Here is an 18,542-nt window from a genome sequence, read left to right as displayed (position 1 = left end):
ACAGAGGCACAGAGAAAAGCACGGAGTGAAAATCTCTGTGCCTCTGGAGTTACCGGTTGCGAAAAAAGCGACCCCAGGCAATCCATTCTTCTTCTGCCTTTCTCCCGCGTTCCGCTCAGCCGCTTTTCACAGATCACCTTCCAGCCGCCTCTTGTTAGGGGGCAGCCGGAAGTTACCCATAACCCGCGACCTTCCAGAACCGTTCAAAAAGGCTGAAGATTCTGAATTACCTGGGGTCTTGCTGTAATGATCGGTTGAAAGGAAAGACGGCAGCTACATTTTACCCGGTCATAAAATCAGGCAATGCTCTCCAGGTTATCCCAGACGAGTAATGACAGCCAGCCGGGCATGCCGAAAAGATCAAAAAAAACACAGGAGATAATATAAAGCATCAATTTTCCGAAGATGGAGAACCGAGCTGCCGATAGAAATAATGGGTATAGGGTTTTTGACGCTCGGCTAATGGTTTGTTTTTTATCCTCGCGGAGGAGGGGATAAGAAACCATTAGCCGTTTTTTGTTGCCTCCGCCTTCCCCCCAGACAATATCTTTTCCCTAAACCAAATAAATAAAGAAACGGGCCCGCCGTAAAGTTTATAATTGCAATAGGATAGCGCCACGGTTATAATAGTGGCCATGATAAATATCCATGTTTTTCTCCTGAAATCATAAACAAGGAAGTGGCAGTGACTGAAGTCTTACTGAGCCTGATCCTGATACTGGTGCTTATCCTGGTCTTCTTATCCCTGAGAGGCAACAGGAGCGGGGATGTGGAGTCTGCCATATCGAAAGCCTGGGTGAAGCTGGGTATCGATGACAAGGTTGGCATGCTCACCATTTACGCCCGCGATATCCGGGACAATTACAAGTCCCTGGAGCAGATGCTTCGCGTATCAACGGAGCGCTCGTCTTTGGGTGAGCTGAGTCTGGAAACGATCCTTGCTGATCAACTGCCTCCGGATATGTTCGGCATCCGGAAAAAAATCCTGGATGGAAAAATCCCCGATGCCTATATCAGATCGACCGTGGGAATTATCTGCATCGACTCGAAGTTCCCTCTCGATAACTACCGCAAAGCCCTTGAAAAGGAAAATCCTTCGGAAAGAGAGCCATTCAGGAAGCAGTTTGCCAGGGATGCTCAGGCGCATCTGAAAAAAATCCTGGATGATTACGTCTGCCCGGACAGAGGATCTGCCGAATTTGCTTTCGCTTACATTCCATCGGAAGGGGTTTATTACTGTCTGGTCAATGAGCACTACGAAATGCTTCGCGATTTCGCCAAAAAGGGAGTTCAGACTGTTTCTCCGCTGACCCTTTCGCATAAGGTTGAGTTGATCAAAGCGGGAGTCCACGCCAAAAAGCTTTCCGAGGAGGCAGAGATGGTCAGGGAAAACCTCTGGAAGATTTCGCGGGGATTTCGGGAAATCGATGAGAAATGGCGGGTATTCTACGAGACCCATCTGCGAAATGCCGGAAAGAAAGCGGAAGAGCTGGATACCGCCTATCAGAGGCTCAGAGAGGAATTCGACCGGGTTTCCAAACTCTCTGAAGGAGAATGACTATCAGCCAGCAGGACGACAGGCTTTATCGGGTGAAACTCGGCGATCAGGTTATCGAATATTCCGTCAGGCGAAGGGTCCGCAAGACTATCGGCATTCTCGTTGACCCGGTCAGGGGAGTTATCGTTACCGCACACCCCAGATTCAGTATCGGGGAATTACAGGGAATTGTACTCAGGCGGGCAGACTGGATCATCAGGAAACAAAACCAGATGAAAGACAGGGCTGCCGCCAGGGCTCCCAGAAGGTTCATCGAGGGTGAGTATTTCTGGTATCTGGGAAAGCAGTATCCTTTAAGCATCATCCGGCAGGAGCACGATCATCATTCCTGCACCGGTATTCTTCCCAGAATTGACTTTGCCGGGGATGCATTCCGGGTTTTCCTCCCGGCCAGAATTGGCCGGGAAGAACAGGTATCTTTTATCCGGTCGGCTTTTCTCCGCTGGTATCTGGCCCGGGCTGATGAGGTCATCCGGCAGCGGATCGAAATCTACCGGAAAGCGGCTGCGGTTGTATCTGTCGGTCCACTCACCATCCGGGTTCGCCACCAGAAAAGCTGCTGGGGGAGCTGCACAGCCAAAAATGCCCTCCATTTCAACTGGCGGCTCGTTCTCTCACCCCTGCCGGTCATCGACTATGTGGTCGTCCACGAGCTTTGCCACCTGAAAATAAAAAACCATTCCCCAAAATTCTGGAGCTTCGTCGGCTCGATCCTCCCTGATTACCGGGACCGGAAAGCCTGGCTCCGCCAAAATGGCACGCAGCTGGATATCTGACGAAAAAAGTTATCAGCTGTCAGTTTTTACTGATTCACTGACCACTGATCACTAATCACTGATAGATAGTGCCTCATTTTTATTTCCATTGACCGATCAGTAGAGGATGCATGGACTGCAAATCCTGATTTCAATACGAGAATCCAGATTAACATCCAATGAGAAAATATTTCCTGTTTTTAGGGACTTGGCTGCTGATTTTCCGGTGCTCCCTGCTCTGGGCCGAAGACCTGGGGCGGATCACGTTGCCGCAGGCGATTGACCTGGCCGTGAAAAAGAATGTCACCCTGAAATCTCATGAGGCTCAAGTGGAAAGTGCCAGGGCCAGGGTTCTCGTTTCCCGGTCAGGTTATTTCCCGAAGATTACCGCCAGCGGTGGAGTTCGGAAAACCAGGATCCTGTCCGATACCCAGAAGGAAGTTGCCACTTTCGGGGGACTCCCTCTGACTATCACGGAAGAGAAGGATGTCAATCAGGGGACAATTGGCCTTGCGCTCTCTCAGGATATTTACGATTTCGGGAAGCGGTATTACACCGTACAGCAGAGCCAAAGCAGCCTGAAGGCGAGCGGTGAGAGCCTGGCCATGACCAGGAGAAGGATTATCTATGAAGTGGAGCGGGCATTTTACGGATATTTTCAATCCCTCAACCTCCTGGATGTAGCCAGGGAATCTGTCCGTCAGTTTGAGCTTCAACTGCAACAAGCCAAGGTCAGAAACGAGAGCGGGCTTGCCCCGCTGATCGATGTGACCACCGCCCGGATGAATCTGGCCAATGCCCGCAGCAGATTGCAGCAGGCACAGGCGGAAGTCACGATGGCGAAAGCGACGCTGGGCACGGTAATCGGGCTTGACCCCGCCGATACCTATGAACCTGTTGAAACGATCCGGGCCTCAAGGCCAGCTCCGGTGCTGGAGGATATCTTACCGCTGATGCTCCGGCACAACCCCCTTATCCGCCAGGCTAAAGAGAATGTACGCCTGGCACAATTGACGCTCAAGACCGTGGAAAGCGAATACTGGCCTACAGTTTCCGGGCAGGTGAATTATCTGGCTGAAGGAGATGATTTTCCCCTGGAGAGCAGGATTATTTTCGGCCTTCAGGTCGATGTCCCGCTGGCAAGCGGCGGGTCAACCTATTATCGGCTCAAGGAGGCACGGTCCAATGTGCAGCAGAGCGAAGCGGTTTTGGAGCAGACCATCAGGGATGCCCGCCTGACCGTGGTGGAAGATATCACCAACTATCAGAAAACGCTCTCTCAACTGGACTCTCTCAAAGAAGCGGGGGATGCTGCCGAAGCAAATCTTGAGATGGCCAGTGCCCGCTATCAGGTCGGATTGGGAGACATCATCGAATGGACCAATGCCAGCCTCAGTCTGATTGTAACCAAGACCGATTTTGTGAATGCCAATTACAGCCTGCTGATTATCTTTGCCAAGCTGAAACAGGATGTCGGGGTAGATGAGCTGGAGCCATGCAGGTAGAATAGTGAAAAATCTCCTCTCAGATCATTTGACAAAATCGTTATAAGATGGTATTACCTAAAGGAAGAAGATAAAGAAGGGAATTGCAGTTATCTATGGGTATGACAGTTAGAGCGGGAAATCGAGGTGGCCTCATTTCTCGTTCTCTGTCTGCACGCTCTGTTTTCCTCGTCTTCTGCCTCTTTTTCTCCTTCTGGCTGCGGTCAGATCATAGTTGCGCCCAATCTCCCGGCAGTGACAGGGAGAGGCAGGATATCGACCAATCGCAGATGCGGTCCTGGCTTAACCAGGAGATCGCCGTACTGTTTAACCGCAGGGACAACTCGCGCCGCTATTCCTCTGCCGGTGCAGCGCCTTCCTTCTTTCCCCGCTGCGCGACCCCCCTTGTTCAGACAGCCCGCAGGCATCCTGAGCTGCTGGATGAGCAAAACCGGTTCATTCTTTACCGTCCGACAGATGCCACCTATCAGGATAACTATTATGGCAAGGCGCTGGTTTTGGCCTATACTACTGCGGATGGACATTGCCGGGTCCATTATACCGAAGATAACAGGCAGGGGGATGCGATCATTGGCTCCGACGGTCTCGTCCGGACTGTTCCCTCCTATGTCCTGGCTGTGGCCAAAGCCCTCGAAACGGCCTGGTCCAGGGAGGTGGAGACCCTTGGATACAGCCCGCCTGCTCTCGTCAGTCCATCTGACAGCAGCATCCGCCTCGATTGCTATATCATGGGTATTCCTTTTTACGGGTATTCCACGGTTGATCCCAATAGTCATCCCTATATGGTTATCAGCAATGATTACAGCGTGTTAGCTGATCTTTCTCCGAACCAGGACCCCGAGGGAAGCGCCCTTGGAGCGATGAAAGTTTCGGTAGCTCATGAGCTTTTTCACGCCATCCAGTATGGGTATACCGACTGGAGTGACCAGTGGTGGGAGGAAAACAGCGCTGTCTGGATGGAAGATGAGGTTTTTGACTCTGTTAACGACTACCTGCACTACCTGGGAAATCCTTACGATGACCTGAACCTGAATGGCCGCTGGGACAGCGGAGAACCTTACTACAACAGCCTCGGCGAATTGGCCGGTTTCTTTGACCGGAAGATGTCCGGCTGGTTCGACTGGCCTTTCCTGCCGATCGAGGCCAGCAGTGCCACCCATTCGAGAGCCCAATACCAGGAGTATGGAGGTTCGATCTGGGTCAAATACCTGGCTGAAAAATATGGGCCAAACATCGTGCGAAGCATATTCGAGCGGGGCAAAAGGCTCCGCCAGCAGGGGAGACGGGCCGATGCCCTGTCTTTAATCAAGGCCGAGCTTGCATCCCGCGAGAGCAGCCTGGACCTGGAAATTGAGGAATTCAAAGTCAAGCTCCTGACCAGGGAATTTGAAGAAGGAGAATTCTACCCCCAGGTCTGGCACGCCGCCTCCTTTGAGCGATACCCGGTCCTGTTCAACAGCCAGGACTTCGATGAACCGAACCGTGGAGGACCGATCGGCAATCTGAAGCACCTTGCAGCCCATTACTTCCGGTTTCAGGCACCTGAAGGCGTGGGAACCCTGCACCTCGAATTCAACCGGACCTATGGGACCGCACCGATGTCCTGTCCCCTGGTCCTGACCGCTCAAAACGGCCTGACCGAGAGAATCGATATCCCCCTGGATCCCAACTGCTCAGGGGAAATAATCCTGCCGGGTTTTGGAAAACAGGGGGAATTTCACGGGCTGACAGCCATTCCCGTCAACACAGCCGAGTTTGTGCAGGGTGATCTGGCCAGCTTTACCCTGAAAGCTGATTTTACCGCTGCGCTTTCCTTCTCCAGCATTTCCTTCCTGGCAGGGATGAATCTTTTTTCTCCCCCTTTTGGGCAAGAACCGCCCCTGGATTCACACCAGTTCCTGCTCCATTATTTCGCCCCGGATTCAGTCCATTCACTGAGTGCCTATGACCGGGAGACCGGACAGTGGATCACCAACACCCTGGTCAGAGACTCGCAGAACTCCCCGATCACCCTGAGCTCTCAAGCCTCTCAAGCCTATTCGGTTTCCGGCCCCTCCTTTCCTCTCATCCCCGGAGGCATCTATGTCCTGAACCTCAAGGCACCCCAGACAATCACCCTGCCCTCTTCCTCCCCCGATTCCGGACTCCGGCTCCAGCTCCAGTTGTTCAGGCAGGGAGTAAACTTTTTTTCCCTCCCCTCGCAGGCAGCCCGGATTCCGGGCTTGCCCGAAAGCGCCTTTGAACTTCTCCACGACCTGGCAGGAAAGGTTTCGGCAATTACCCAGCGGAACCAGAGAAACGGGAAGTGGCTCTCTGCCTATTACTTTTTCCAAAAGCCATCAGGACGGGATTTCGCCATTCCCGGAGAGGAAACCTCTATCGTGAATATGGTTCAGGAAGAGATGTGGCGAGGTAAATAGGCAATAGGCAATGAAAGGTAAATACTGCCCTCCTGTCTAAAGGCGAGTGAAGAGTTTTCTGTAATCTCATGGAACTTTAATTGCCGGGAAAATCAGTTCTTGCCTGAGCTTTGACCTGTTCCACCTTTTGGTGGTTTAGGTGGGGAATTGCTGGAGCTGCCACTTGTCGGTGTATACCCCTGCTTTTCCCTCGGCTGATAGCCTTCTCTTATCGGTTGATATCCGCCGTCTAACGGTATCTGATAAAAGAGAACATCCTCTGCTTCCTCATTAAGCTCATCAGCATGTCTATTGATGATCTCAAGGTCTCTGGCATTCTGCTCATTGCGAATCGCCTCAGCAATAAAAGACCGTACGGCGGTCTCAATAAACTCGGAACGGTTTTTGTACCGCCCTGATCGTGATCGCTGATCAAGGGCTCTCAATAGGTCTTCCGATAGGGTGATAGACGTCTTGACTTTCATACTACCAACATAATCCAGAGTAGTAACACTGCTCTTATTTATAACATTCGAATGGATTGAGCAGGGATAAAGCTGGAATCCAATTGAAATCTTTCACGTTCCGAGTGACGAGAGTAAGATCGTGCGCCAATGCTGTACCGGCAACGAGGGCATCACCAAGAGTCATTTTTCTGAGCTGACGAAGTTTCACGGCATGTTCCAGGACAGCTTGAGAAATGTCCAACACGGAAGCTGCGGCAAAAAATAATTCAAAATACTGCCGATCTTGCTCGCTGAGCCGATGATAGCCGAGCACCTCCACATAGCTGATGGCTGATACTGCTGGGGCATGCTGAGCGATAAATTGCCGCAGCATTGTCTGCTCTGGTTTCGTGGCATAAATAATGATGTTACTATCAATGAGCATCATTATGAGTCTCGGTCAGGAAGAGGCCGGTCTTCTCTGATATCTCGTTCCCAGGCTGCCGGATCGGTCATTTCGGCACATGCATGGATAGCGGCAAGCTGTTCCAAGGCCGCAGCCATTCGTTGCCCTTGATTCAGGCCGGATCCGGTCGGCAAAGACTCCTCATCCAAAACTGTAACCTGAACTGCGACAGCGTGTTCCGGAGCCAGGCATGAAGGAGCATCATCGCTCCACTCTATACGGTTCCCTCGTAAAATCGCTTTATATGTACGAGGCATGATATAATTTCACCCTTTCATAGAAAACATTGCATTCTATCCTCTCCACATGTATTATACAGGATGTAACTCCTGAATACTATATCAATTAAAAGGTGATAAATCGGGATAGGCTGAACAGACTTCTGATACTCTCTGAGTTTCAACGAATATGTTACCCGCGAAAAACACGAGGGAAAAACACTTTCGTGTGTTTCGTGGTTAAGAACGCTTTTTCACTCACCTTCACATGGTTCAGGCTGACATCCGACGCCTCAACTGGCGCATTCTGTGCAGCCCGGCATAAATCAGCCTCCCCGAAAGCTTCCGGTGGAGATGAATGGCCCCGAAGCGGCAGGCTTCATGGCAGCACATGCAGGCAATACACTGCTGGCTGCTGATCCTGGCCAGGCCGGATGCAACCGTGATGGCCCCTGCCGGGCAGACCTTCTCGCAGGCCCCGCAGCCCTGGCATGCGGCAGGGATCACCCTGGGCCGCGACCCCAGTTGCCGGCAAATGGCGTGGAAGAGAAAATCCGGCACCCGTTTTCTGATAATCCCCAATGAAACACGGCTGGTCTTGAAGTCCGGGATATGGACATCCGAAAGCCGCTCGCCCAGTATCCGGATGGAGTCCAACTGGTAGACTCCCAGCCCTCTTTGCCCGGCATCATTGAGGTACACCACCTGGTCCGGATCGATTCCGGCAACAGCCAGTGCCACCCTGTCAAGGGCCACGGCATCGGAGGATGCCAGCACCAGCCCGATCTTCCGGCTATCTCCGTTGGCCGGGCCATCCCCCTCCATACCCACCACCGCATCCATGATGGTGAGTCCGGGCCGGACCACGGAGAAAAGATCAGCCAGGAGGCCATTGAACTGAGCCTCTTCCCGGAACCGGGCATGATAGCCGACTCGGAGTCCATGAGGCAGGCAGCCGTAGATATTTTTGACCCCGCCGGTGAATACGGCCAGAGAGTGGGTTTTGAATTTCGGCAGGTTGACCACAACATCTGCCTCCATGACTGCCCTGGCCAGATGGGTTTCCTTCAGCACCCTTCCCTGCGGGATCGCAACCTGCCGGAACCCTTCCTGACAAAAGTTAACCAGCTCAACCCCAAGCCGCTCACAGACCTGGCGCAGTCCGGAAATGCTGAACCCATCACCTGCGGCGGAGGCCGGACCAAGATCATCCCCGACCCTTATCCTGGCTCCGCTCTCCTTGAGGATCAGCAAAACCTGCTCTACGAAGGCGGGATGAGTCACGATCCCCCGCTCAGCCGGAGAAGGCGGCGAGAGGTGATTGACCTTGACCAGGACGTTCTGCCGGGGCTTGATAAACTGCCCCGTACCGCCAAGGAGGACAATCGCCTCCCGGATGGCCGCGGAGAGCTTCTCCTCCTCGTAGGCCGGACAGCGGATCAGACTGACTGTGGTGGTCGGATGATGGTTCATAGCAAAATCGTTCACCCCTCTTTTTCATGCATTCCCAAAACGTTCACTCAGGATCTGCATCAGATTGCGGCGGCGCTTATAAAACTGGCGGATAGAGAGGAGCTGCCGGCGGCTCTCCTCCTGATCGACGGCCTGCAACTGAGCCAGTGCCTCTGCAACTTCGTAATAATGCGTGTCTCCGGTATAGTTCGACTCTGCCTGAATATAAGCTAAAAATACCCTGGCCGCATCCTGGGGAAACCGGGACTTGTGCCTTTTAAAGAATTCGTATTTATCATGCAGGGTAATTGTATTGCCGAAACGAGGGCCGTATACCGCGCCGGATTCAGCCTCCTTCGGCTCCTTCATCTCTTTGCGGTTGAAAATATCCACGACCTCCACCAGCCGTCCCGCATTCTCCAGATAATGGACGTAGGCTAAATTGCTGAGCTGGTACAGAAGCTTTTCAAAATCAGGCAACTCATTCTCCGGCACAAGGGAAGCTATAAGACTGAGCGCTTTTTCAGTCGGATGTGCCCGCAGCAGCTTCTCTGCCCAGGATCGTGGATCATCGCCGGTTGTTGCAAAGGCCAGCCGCAGCCGTTCTTCGTAAACCTCGAAAGTATCCCACGGGTACGGCTTGTCTAAATAACTTTCCAGGGCACTTTTGGCCTTTGCTTCCTCATCGCAGGCTGCGTAATACCGGGAAGCGGCCAGAGTCATCTTCGAGCTGACTCTGGCAAATTTCTCAAAAAACCGCTGCATTTCACTGCCGGTCAGAAAATCCCGGTAGGTTTCGTATAATGACTCGATGAGCTTGGCATCGTAATCTTCGAGAGCGAACAGGTCAGACTTAAAGTCCTCCTTTTCCCGGTCAGTAACGATGATCGAGCCCACTTCCCGGAGGAGCGGATCAAGAAAAGAGTAGCCGCTGCCGGATGAGAAATCAAGGACCTGGCGAAGGAACCGAAGCTTTCTGCCGGAGTCCATGCTTCGGAGGAAATCGGCGATATAGGTATTCAGCCTGCCCTCGTCCAGGTTATGATCGGAATAATCATCATAAAGCTTTCCATCCTCATAGGCTTCGTCAATATCATTCAGCACCTGCAGAAGAATGGCAAAAATTTCATCCGGGTCTTTATTCCATGCGCCGCGAAGCAGTTCCAGATTCCTCATGAGCTCCTCTTCGAAGCCGTCAGGATCATAAACTATATCAGAGGTGAAAAGCCTGCTGATTTTTTTGCGGATGGAGGAAACAAGTTTCATTATTTCAGAATTTGAAGCAAATTTGAGACGCAGATCCTGCAGGAAAGAATCGGAAGCATGTTCCATCACCAGGGCCACCAGTTCTTCCTTTGGCCGCGACAGTAAATAATCCCTGATCTGCTGGTCCCTGCCTTCTGCTGTCTCCTGCCGTCGGGAAATCCCTTTGTGGATGATAAACAGCAGCGAGGCGATAATATGCTTGCACACACCTTCAAATGGGCAGGTACAGTCAGCGCTTACCGTGCTGCCGGATTTCTCAAAGCGAACCGTATAGCGCACACCTACTTCATTTTCTATTTCACATTCAACGCTCCTGTCCCGCACCGACGCTGCCTTGACATTGCCCTGCTGATAGTAGCCCTTCCCCCGGTCGATAATCCTGCTGTAGGTCAATCCCTCGATATCTTCCGGGGACAGGTATTCCAGAAACTCTTTTAATGAGGTATCCTTCTCTCCTGAAGTGAATATTTCCATCATGGTCAATCCCCCCTTCAACCAAAAGGTTATTCGCCGTCTGCCGCCTGGCAAGACGTACGCTTGCCTGTTATATAATACAGGTGAAGAACCTTGATCTCGGTATAACTGATCGCCTCATTCAGCGCCTCAAAGATAGGCTTGAGATATCCCGTGCCGACCTGGTCGATGGTTTTCAGCACCAGGGCCTGCTGTTCGGCGGATAATGTGGAAAGCTTCAGGAGACCATCGGACCGGACCGGATGTCCTTCCTGCAGGTACCTGGAGAGATGATCCAGAATCGTATCCTGTTTGACACCAAATTCCTCCATAAGCTCTTCGACGGATTTTCCTTCATTATATGCCTCTCCCACGATAGTATGCTTTCGTTTTGATATCGGCTTTGAAGTGCCGGTGGTTTGCCTGCCTGTGTACTTTGGCCGCTCTTGAATACCGTGTTCCTGGCAGTATTGCTCAATGATAGCTAAAAAAATGCCGCCATATTTTTCAAATTTCGCTAGTCCAATGCCTTGTATATTCAGCAGACTCTCCTTGGAATGCGGAAAAAACGTGGCTATTTCCATGAGAGTTTTATCCGGGAAGACGATATACGGGGGGACATTTGCCGTATCGGCCAATTCCTTTCGTTTTGCTCTCAACAGTTCAAACAAACCCTGGTCGTATTCGGCAGCACCTCCTTTCACCTGCCCGTCAGCCGCCTCCTGTTGTTCGATTCTCCCCATAACCTTTTCGGTGCCCTGAAACACCTCATAGGTTTTCCCGGTCAGTTTCAAGCTGCCGAATTCCATATCCTGAACCATCAGGCCCTGCTGGATAAATTGCCGGGCAAGATTGAACCACTGCCTCTTCGAATACTCCTTGCCGATACCATAGGTCGATAAATTCTGGTGCCGGTATTTCAGTACGTTCTGCGATTGTGATCCCCGCAGGACATCGATGATATGGTTAATGCCGAATCTCTCGCCGGTCCGCTTGACACAGGAAAGAAATTTCTGGGCAGGGATGGTAATATCTACCAGCTCCTTTTCTCCTTCCCGGCAATTATCGCAGGCATCGCAGGCCGGAGCAGAATAATCTTCGCCAAAATAGGTAAGCAAGGGAACGCGGCGGCAGGCATCGGTTTCGATAAACCGCAGCAAATCATTCAGGTGCAGAGTAGCAACTTTCTGCTCCTGCTCGCTCTTCTGGGCGATAAAATATTTAATTTTCTGGACATCTCCATAGCCGTACAGCAGCAGGCAGTGGGACGGTAAGCCATCGCGCCCTGCCCTTCCGATCTCCTGATAATAGGTCTCGATATCTTTGGGAAGATCATAATGGATGACAAAGCGGACATTCGGCTTATTGATTCCCATGCCAAAAGCAATGGTGGCGACAATAATCTGCACATCATCCCTGATAAACAATTCCTGATTCTGCTTGCGCTCCGTTTCCGATAAACCCGCATGATACGGCCTGACGGAAAATCCCTGTTCCTGCAATACCTCGTACAGATCATCCACCTGTTTGCGGGAAAAGCAGTATATGATACCGGACTGGTTGGGGAATTTTTGCAAAAATTGGAGCGATTGTGCAAGAGGATCATTTTTGGATTTGATTTGGATGACCAGGTTCTTCCGGTTAAAACTGCCAATAAATTCATTCGCCCGGTCAAATCCGAGGTTGCCTGCGATATCTTCCCGTACCCGTGGCGTTGCCGTTGCCGTGAGGGCAATGCATACTGCCGAGGGGAACCGGCGCCTGATTTCGATAAGCTTGCGGTATTCAGGCCGGAAGTCATGTCCCCATTCTGAAATACAGTGCGCCTCGTCGATGGTCAGGCAGTCAACCTTTACTGATGAAAGGAGTATCAGGGTTTTTTCTTTGAACAATGTTTCAGGGGCAAGGTACAGCAGCCTGACTTCATTTCTCACGATTCGCCCGACCGTTTGCCGATAAAGCTCCCACGACAACGAGCTGTTTAAAAATGCGGCTTGAACCCCAAGCTCCGTCAATTGCTCGACCTGATCCTTCATCAGCGAAATCAAGGGAGAGACGACCACCGTCATTCCCGGAAAAATGAGGGCGGGAATTTGATAGCAGAGCGATTTCCCTCCGCCGGTCGGCATAACGACCAAGGTATCGTTTTTTTTGAGAACATTCTGAATGATCTCTCGTTGAAGAGGCCTGAATTCATCATACCCGAATGTGTTTTTAAGAATGGTTTGTGCCTGATCGATCATAAGATGATTACCTTAGTTGATGGAAGTTAAGGGATAATCCCCATTCTTTTGAGGTTAATATTAATAATCCCTATTCTTTTGAGGTTAATATTAATATAGTAGAGCCGATTGACACAGGTATTCAAATGTCCGTTGTTCAACAGGAGTCGTGCTTCATCCATAGATTCTCTCGCCCGTTCCAGGCGATAACAGATCAATTCTATCTGCTCAGGCTTCAAAGGACAACTCCTTCACGATCGACATTCTGGTGGAAAGGCGAAGCTCTAAATTGCTTATGGTCCCAGCTCTTGCGGTCAAAAATAAATGCAGGGATAACTACCTCCCACTCCAGCTCGACTTCATAAAGAGCGTTTCCTATCATGTTTTCCAGATCCGATGAGACTTCACCGTCTACAAGGATCAATAGATCATAGTCTGATTCTGACTTTGCCTCACCCCGTGCCCGGCTTCCATATAAGATGACCGTTGCCCCTGGTAACAAGCGGTTTATCACCGTCTTACAATGCTCTAAAAGAGCTCTTTCTTCTGTTTTGTCAGTTTGCCACTCAGTAAAATTTTTCATGAAAGCTTTCGCTCTGGAATCAGGTTCATACAAATTCCCTTTAAAAAGTCCAACATATTTCTCACCTGCTGGTATGGAGCGCAGCGAAACATCAGACAGATGCAGAAAAATGTTTGGGTGTAATCATTTTATTGCTATGATCAGGATGATACCTAAAATGATGACCCCAATCACGACGAGTACGGGCACAATAAACTTCGTGTCTCCTCCTTTAATATTGAGATCGTAAGTTCCCGAACCGGTTTCGCCTTTCTGGTGGTGTGAGTATATCTTCCGCTCGTGATCAAGGCGTTGAACGACAGATATCCCAACAGAAAGGTCGTGTTCAGCCACTTCGCTCTTCCCGATCTTGCGCAGCCATTCAGCACGCAACTCAATGTCTTGCTCTTGAAGCTTCTTGAGCACATTGAGTTGTTCTTCTTTCGTCAGTTCATGAAATCCAGCCGGGAGATTATTTCTGATATCAAAGCGTCTTAAGCCGTGTTGCTCGTCTTCGCTCATATTCTTTTACCTCTGTTTTGAGTTCATTAAATTTTCCCCATATGGAGCCGATGCTTCCGATACAGATAAAGCCAAGACAGATAAGAATAGGCCAATATCCCTTAACGCAAAGCCAAACAACGACCAAGCCACTGATGCAAATAGCAATCAGCAACTTGACGGTCTGTTTCGCTATGGCATACCGAAGGCGAAGCAAGTTCCTCTTCTTTAGATGTAAGCGTAACGTTCCGCCGTGCCCCTGAACTTCGATCGTCGAGTCGTACTCCTGATCTGACTTCGTGCGCTCCAATTGGGTAACAACCATCTGGACATCCGCAAGGGCAATCTGACGGTTCGCATGCCCGGCGGCTACCACCTTACACTGGGTAAGAGCGTGATCGAGAAGAATCGTTTTGTATTGATCTCGAAACTGTGTAACAAGGCGAGGTTCCGGTATGGAGATGTTCAAACCCGTGGTCTCATGTGGCGGGTACACATCAACATCGAGAGTGCAATCGAGCAATGCGATGTGATATGATATATCGACACTTGCGTTTATCTTCGGAAGGAAATCGTGCAAAAGCAAAAGATCTTCGCTAACCTGTGTGAACGACTGCCGCAAGCAGTCAATCGCGGTGTACTTAAATACATTGAGGAACTCGGCGAGTTCCTCTGAGGGGAAGACTTCATTCACAAACCAATCAAGCTTGTACTCGCGTTCTAAAATGCTTTTCGCTAGGTTGTGATAGGTTGCCTCCAGTTCCGGCATCCGAGTGCTACGTACTTTCAGTTCGGAATTCTGCTGTTGGATTACCGCTGGAATTTGGAAGGAAAGCAACTCAAACTGCTTAACTTTGTCAAGGAACGGGGGAACACAAACCAGTATACGACGCTCAGTTTGACTCGCCATGTTAGTCGTTCCCGATCGCCAATGTGGGTACGTTCGTTGCAGATAACGCTTCGGTCCATCGCCGTACTTTCGAGCATAGAAATCCATGAATCGTTCAAAAATCAATGGATCAAGTTGGAAGAACTCAGATCGTACGAAAGAGAGCGACCTCCCGTATGACGATGAGGATGAGCACGATGTATTGGAGTACGATCGGAAGTGCCGGTTACGACGCTGTCGAGGATACCATTTTCTGCTATAATAACTCATTTATGTTCAGCCCTCCACACCCAGGGAGGAACAGGGTCTTGGGTGCCCCAAAGGCCTAGCTTACGCTGTTTGGCCTCATGCTCTGCGGTGTATAAGACGATATCGAAAGCATTCACTTGGTCACACCAAGCATGACCGCCCGCAATCATTGCTTTATTTACCCATATCTCACCTGCGAAGATGGTTGCCACATAACGTCCATATTTACCCTTTTGGGGTTCGTTAAGTGTCACAGGTACTGAGACAAGCAACCCTTGCAATGCCTCCTTGGATTCAAGTCCGTAGGGTTGGCCAAGCTCAGGAGCGTCAATTCCACGAAGACGAACGCTGAGTTCAATCCCATCAGAACCGACAAGAGTCAAGCTGTCACCGTCCACAACTCGCACCACCCGGAATTTACCTAATTCGGTCAAGCGTGGTCCCGGAACAGAAGACGTGCTAATAGATATGTCCTCGCTACGCTTCTGACTGCGTACGATGGCGAATGCGAACACTGCAATTGAAACCAGAACGAAGACACCCGTGAGCCAAAGAACCCATGTGTCGTGGCTGCGTTTTTTATTCATTCTCTTGCCTTAACCTTACAACGCTAATTTCGTTATACGCCGATGCGTCGGGCTTCCTCAACCAGAACTTCCAGCTCGGCAGCGATGTCATCATTGAGCCAATCCGCCCCGCACTGAGAACAAACAGTTGCCGGGACATCCCTGACCACAACAACACCAAAACCAAGATCGACCGTAAAGGTTGTCTTTCCTGCTGTCTTCGTGCCTCCACATAAGGGACAGACTGTTGATGGATGTAACCCTTTCATCTCTTTCTCCTTAAGTTGTTCTCGCGCCAAGTAAATACCAGCGGAAGAGTCCGGCCAGTTAGGTGTTAACCACCCAGCCCCTCACCCCAACCCTCTCCCCAGAGGGGTGAGGGAGTTGAAGAGTTTTCGCTCCCTGCGCTTGGCCGCTGACTCATCCACTGAACGAGAGAACCACTTAGATTCCCAATTTCAACCATCACCAGTGATTATACCACTTTCCGCTTCCCCAGGGGAGCGATAAACAAATTATACTCTATTCGCCTGTGATTTTTCCACACTTTTTAATCTTTGCTGAAAAAGCTTACCTGAGAAATTTTTGTCCCGGCCATTTTCCTCTCTTGACTATCGGAGAGTGATCCGGCTAAACTTACAGAATTGTGATCACCTTCTGGCACCTCAGTCAGGCAGGTGGTATACCAGGTGATATCAAAAGAGCATCATCAGCTCATTGAGGTGTTTTCCCTTCAAACCAAGGAGAGAGCCGTGTATATAGTCCATGTTTTTGCCCATGTCAAACCTGATCAGGTCGAGGCATTCAAGGCAGCCACCATTGAAAATGCCCGCAGCAGCCTGAAAGAGCCCGGCATTGCCCGCTTTGATCTCATCCAGCAGCAGGATGATCCGACGCGCTTTGTCCTGCTGGAGGTCTACCGCACACCTGATGATCCGGCCCGGCATAAGGAGACCGCGCATTATCAAAAATGGCGCGATGCTGTGGCTGGCATGATGGCCGAGCCGCGCACCAGCATCAAATATGGGAATGTGTTTCCTGATGATCGGGGCTGGGGCTGACCATGCGGTTTGAGTTTGCCACAGCCACCCGGATCATTTTCGGCCCTGGTACCCTGCTGGAGGCAGCTCCCCTGGCAGCGGGCATGGGAAGCCGTGCCCTGGTGGTCACCGGCCAGAGCCTGGAGCGCGCTCAGCCGCTCCTTTCCCGGCTGAGTGAGCAGCATATGGAGGTCCACACCTTTCAGGTGCCCGGCGAGCCAACCACGGCCCTGGCTCTTGGCGGTGTGCGGGCCGCCCGCGAAGCCGGGTGCGATCTGGTGATCGGCCTTGGGGGCGGGAGCGTTCTTGATACAGGCAAGGTGATTGCCGCTCTTTTGACCAACAGCGGCCAATTGATGGATTATCTTGAGATCATCGGTCGCGGACAGCCGCTCACCCGGCCATCTGCTCCCTACATCGCCATTCCGACCACTGCCGGAACAGGTGCCGAAGTGGCCTGGAACGCGGTCCTGATCTCACCTGAGCACCGGGTCAAGATCAGCATGCGAAGCCCCCTGATGATGGCCCGGCTGGCGGTGATCGATCCCACCCTGACCTACAGCATGCCGCCAGCCATAACCGCCAGCACCGGCCTGGATGCACTGACCCAGGTCATGGAGCCTTTCGTCTCCCTCAAGGCCAATCCCCTGACTGACGGCCTCTGCCGGGAGGGAATGCAGCGGGCAGGCCGCTCGCTGCTGCGGGCCTTCGAGGAGGCATCCGATGCGGCCATCCGCTCACGGGATACTACCCCGGCAATGGATACCCGGGCAATGGACATCAGCGCACAGGGCAGCCGGGAGGATATGGCCCTGGCCAGCCTCTTTGGCGGCCTGGCCCTGGCCAATGCCAAACTCGGAGCAGTGCACGGTCTGGCAGGACCTCTGGGAGGCATGATCCATGCACCGCATGGAGTGATCTGCGCCCGCCTGCTGCCGCTGGTCATGGAAGCCAATGTGCGGGCCTGCACGGCCCGGACGCCTGACTCTCCTGCCCTGGCCAGATATGATGAGGTAGCCAGGATTTTGACCGGCAACCCCTCAGCCCGTGCCGCTGACGGCATCCTGTGGGTGAAAGAGCTTTGTGCAGCCTTAAAGGTGCCGCCGCTTCGGGAATTCGGCCTGACCGAAGATGTTTTTCCGGAAGCAGTGGACAAAGCCCAGCGGGCCAGCAGCATGAAAGGAAATCCCGTCACCTTGACCGCAGAGGAACTGACCGGGATATTGCGAGATGCGTTGTAAAGTGGTCAGTGGTTAGTGGTCAGTGGTTAGTAGTTAAAAGGCCAGAAAGGGGAATATCCGGTTGATTCCGAAATATATTGCAGGTTTTAAGCACTTATGGTAAATTTACAACAAAGAGGGGAACGGTATGTTGATAAGGAGATTGAAAATTCTACCATGCTTTCAATAGCTAGAATGATCGATATTGGCTGTACCTCGGGGCCATCGCACTATGATTTCAAAGATCCGGTAACTGTCTCATCGGAGGCACTCAGGTCAGATTGGGCGATAATCGGTAAAGATATGAGTACCGCCCTGTCTATTGTTGGTGAGCGCATTAAAGCGAATAAGCCCACTAATAGAAACCAAAGTAATTAGAAACATACATCGTCTCGCCTGTCGCCGACGAATCCATCCGCGCTAGCAAATCCATTCGAAAAAGCATTACCGTAGTACACAAATCAGCAAACTGCCGATCAGTACATATCCTTAATATCGATTTGATTCTTCCATTAGACTATTTTTCAACACCCTGAAAAGTTCACCAAAGTTAAAATTAACAATAACCCGCTATAACACTGTATGAGTGAATGGGGGAATGATCTGCCGCAGAGACGCAGAGGCGCAGAGAATGACCGAAAATGACAGAGGGACAATTATAGTTGATTGTGCCATTGCCGTACATCGCGAGCTTGGTCCGGGGCTCCTTGAAACCGTGTACGAAATCGTCTTGGCTCGAGAGTTGCAGGATCGAGGGCTAAAGGTGGAACGGCAG

The 18,542-nt window shown here is 51.3% G+C and carries 18 protein-coding genes; 7 read left to right on the top strand and 11 right to left on the bottom strand.

Features of this window, described 5'->3' with window-relative positions; translation table 11 throughout:
• The first annotated feature begins 685 nt into the window (after positions 1-685).
• The 4 genes from rmuC (at position 686) to AB1611_03445 (ending at position 6,238) form a co-directional block, all read left to right on the top strand.
• Positions 686-1,558, top strand: a complete 873-nt coding sequence (gene rmuC, locus AB1611_03460) for a DNA recombination protein RmuC (protein MEW6378650.1) — start codon at positions 686-688, stop codon at positions 1,556-1,558.
• Positions 1,555-2,334 (top strand): SprT family zinc-dependent metalloprotease, encoded by a 780-nt coding sequence (locus AB1611_03455; protein ID MEW6378649.1) that lies wholly within the window; start codon positions 1,555-1,557, stop codon positions 2,332-2,334. Before rmuC ends, AB1611_03455 begins: the two co-directional genes overlap by 4 nt.
• Before the next feature lie 158 nt (positions 2,335-2,492).
• Positions 2,493-3,818: a TolC family protein gene (locus AB1611_03450; protein MEW6378648.1), complete on the top strand. Its 1,326-nt coding sequence runs from the start codon at positions 2,493-2,495 to the stop codon at positions 3,816-3,818.
• Positions 3,819-3,913: 95 nt separating this feature from the next.
• Positions 3,914-6,238, top strand: a complete 2,325-nt coding sequence (locus tag AB1611_03445; protein ID MEW6378647.1) for an MXAN_6640 family putative metalloprotease — start codon at positions 3,914-3,916, stop codon at positions 6,236-6,238.
• 92 nt (positions 6,239-6,330) lie between these two features.
• Here AB1611_03445 and AB1611_03440 read toward each other — a convergent pair whose 3' ends face one another.
• The 11 genes from AB1611_03440 to AB1611_03390 form a co-directional block, all read right to left on the bottom strand.
• Positions 6,331-6,702 (bottom strand): ribbon-helix-helix domain-containing protein, encoded by a 372-nt coding sequence (locus tag AB1611_03440; GenBank protein MEW6378646.1) that lies wholly within the window; start codon positions 6,700-6,702, stop codon positions 6,331-6,333.
• A 34-nt stretch (positions 6,703-6,736) separates the two neighbouring features.
• Positions 6,737-7,111 carry a type II toxin-antitoxin system VapC family toxin gene (locus AB1611_03435; protein ID MEW6378645.1) on the bottom strand — a complete coding sequence of 125 codons (375 nt, stop codon included), beginning with the start codon at positions 7,109-7,111 and terminating at the stop codon, positions 6,737-6,739.
• A complete protein-coding gene (locus AB1611_03430; protein MEW6378644.1) occupies positions 7,111-7,386 on the bottom strand; it encodes a hypothetical protein in 276 nt (91 codons plus the stop codon). The genes AB1611_03435 and AB1611_03430 overlap by 1 nt, the downstream gene beginning before the upstream one ends.
• A 234-nt stretch (positions 7,387-7,620) precedes the next feature.
• Complete coding sequence (locus AB1611_03425; GenBank protein ID MEW6378643.1) at positions 7,621-8,835, bottom strand: DUF362 domain-containing protein; 1,215 nt, start codon at positions 8,833-8,835, stop codon at positions 7,621-7,623.
• A 9-nt stretch (positions 8,836-8,844) separates the two neighbouring features.
• Complete coding sequence (locus tag AB1611_03420) at positions 8,845-10,542, bottom strand: SWIM zinc finger family protein (protein ID MEW6378642.1); 1,698 nt, start codon at positions 10,540-10,542, stop codon at positions 8,845-8,847.
• 26 nt (positions 10,543-10,568) lie between these two features.
• Positions 10,569-12,761 (bottom strand): DNA helicase RecQ, encoded by a 2,193-nt coding sequence (recQ, locus tag AB1611_03415; GenBank protein ID MEW6378641.1) that lies wholly within the window; start codon positions 12,759-12,761, stop codon positions 10,569-10,571.
• Positions 12,762-12,975: 214 nt separating this feature from the next.
• Positions 12,976-13,323 carry a nucleotidyltransferase domain-containing protein gene (locus tag AB1611_03410; GenBank protein MEW6378640.1) on the bottom strand — a complete coding sequence of 116 codons (348 nt, stop codon included), beginning with the start codon at positions 13,321-13,323 and terminating at the stop codon, positions 12,976-12,978.
• A gap of 123 nt (positions 13,324-13,446) precedes the next feature.
• Complete coding sequence (locus AB1611_03405; GenBank protein MEW6378639.1) at positions 13,447-13,824, bottom strand: hypothetical protein; 378 nt, start codon at positions 13,822-13,824, stop codon at positions 13,447-13,449.
• The gene (locus AB1611_03400; GenBank protein MEW6378638.1) at positions 13,787-14,713 is read right to left on the bottom strand and encodes a hypothetical protein; all 927 of its coding nucleotides are present in this window, start codon (positions 14,711-14,713) and stop codon (positions 13,787-13,789) included. Before AB1611_03400 ends, AB1611_03405 begins: the two co-directional genes overlap by 38 nt.
• A 245-nt stretch (positions 14,714-14,958) precedes the next feature.
• Positions 14,959-15,528 (bottom strand): thermonuclease family protein, encoded by a 570-nt coding sequence (locus tag AB1611_03395; protein ID MEW6378637.1) that lies wholly within the window; start codon positions 15,526-15,528, stop codon positions 14,959-14,961.
• Positions 15,529-15,560: 32 nt separating this feature from the next.
• Positions 15,561-15,776: a type II toxin-antitoxin system MqsA family antitoxin gene (locus AB1611_03390; GenBank protein ID MEW6378636.1), complete on the bottom strand. Its 216-nt coding sequence runs from the start codon at positions 15,774-15,776 to the stop codon at positions 15,561-15,563.
• A 423-nt stretch (positions 15,777-16,199) separates the two neighbouring features.
• On the opposite strand from AB1611_03390, the gene AB1611_03385 reads away from it, so the two are divergent.
• The 3 genes from AB1611_03385 to AB1611_03375 form a co-directional block, all read left to right on the top strand.
• Positions 16,200-16,568 carry a putative quinol monooxygenase gene (locus AB1611_03385; GenBank protein ID MEW6378635.1) on the top strand — a complete coding sequence of 123 codons (369 nt, stop codon included), beginning with the start codon at positions 16,200-16,202 and terminating at the stop codon, positions 16,566-16,568.
• Between the two features lie 2 nt (positions 16,569-16,570).
• Positions 16,571-17,788 carry an iron-containing alcohol dehydrogenase gene (locus tag AB1611_03380; GenBank protein MEW6378634.1) on the top strand — a complete coding sequence of 406 codons (1,218 nt, stop codon included), beginning with the start codon at positions 16,571-16,573 and terminating at the stop codon, positions 17,786-17,788.
• A 577-nt stretch (positions 17,789-18,365) separates the two neighbouring features.
• A partial coding sequence (locus tag AB1611_03375) for a GxxExxY protein (GenBank protein ID MEW6378633.1) occupies positions 18,366-18,542 on the top strand: 177 nt, incomplete at its 3' end.

This window comes from bacterium (assembly GCA_040755755.1).
Classification (GTDB): Bacteria; SZUA-182; SZUA-182; order DTGQ01; family DTGQ01; genus DTGQ01.
Note: the sequence above shows the minus strand (reverse complement) of the source record. Positions and strands in the feature narration are given on the sequence as shown.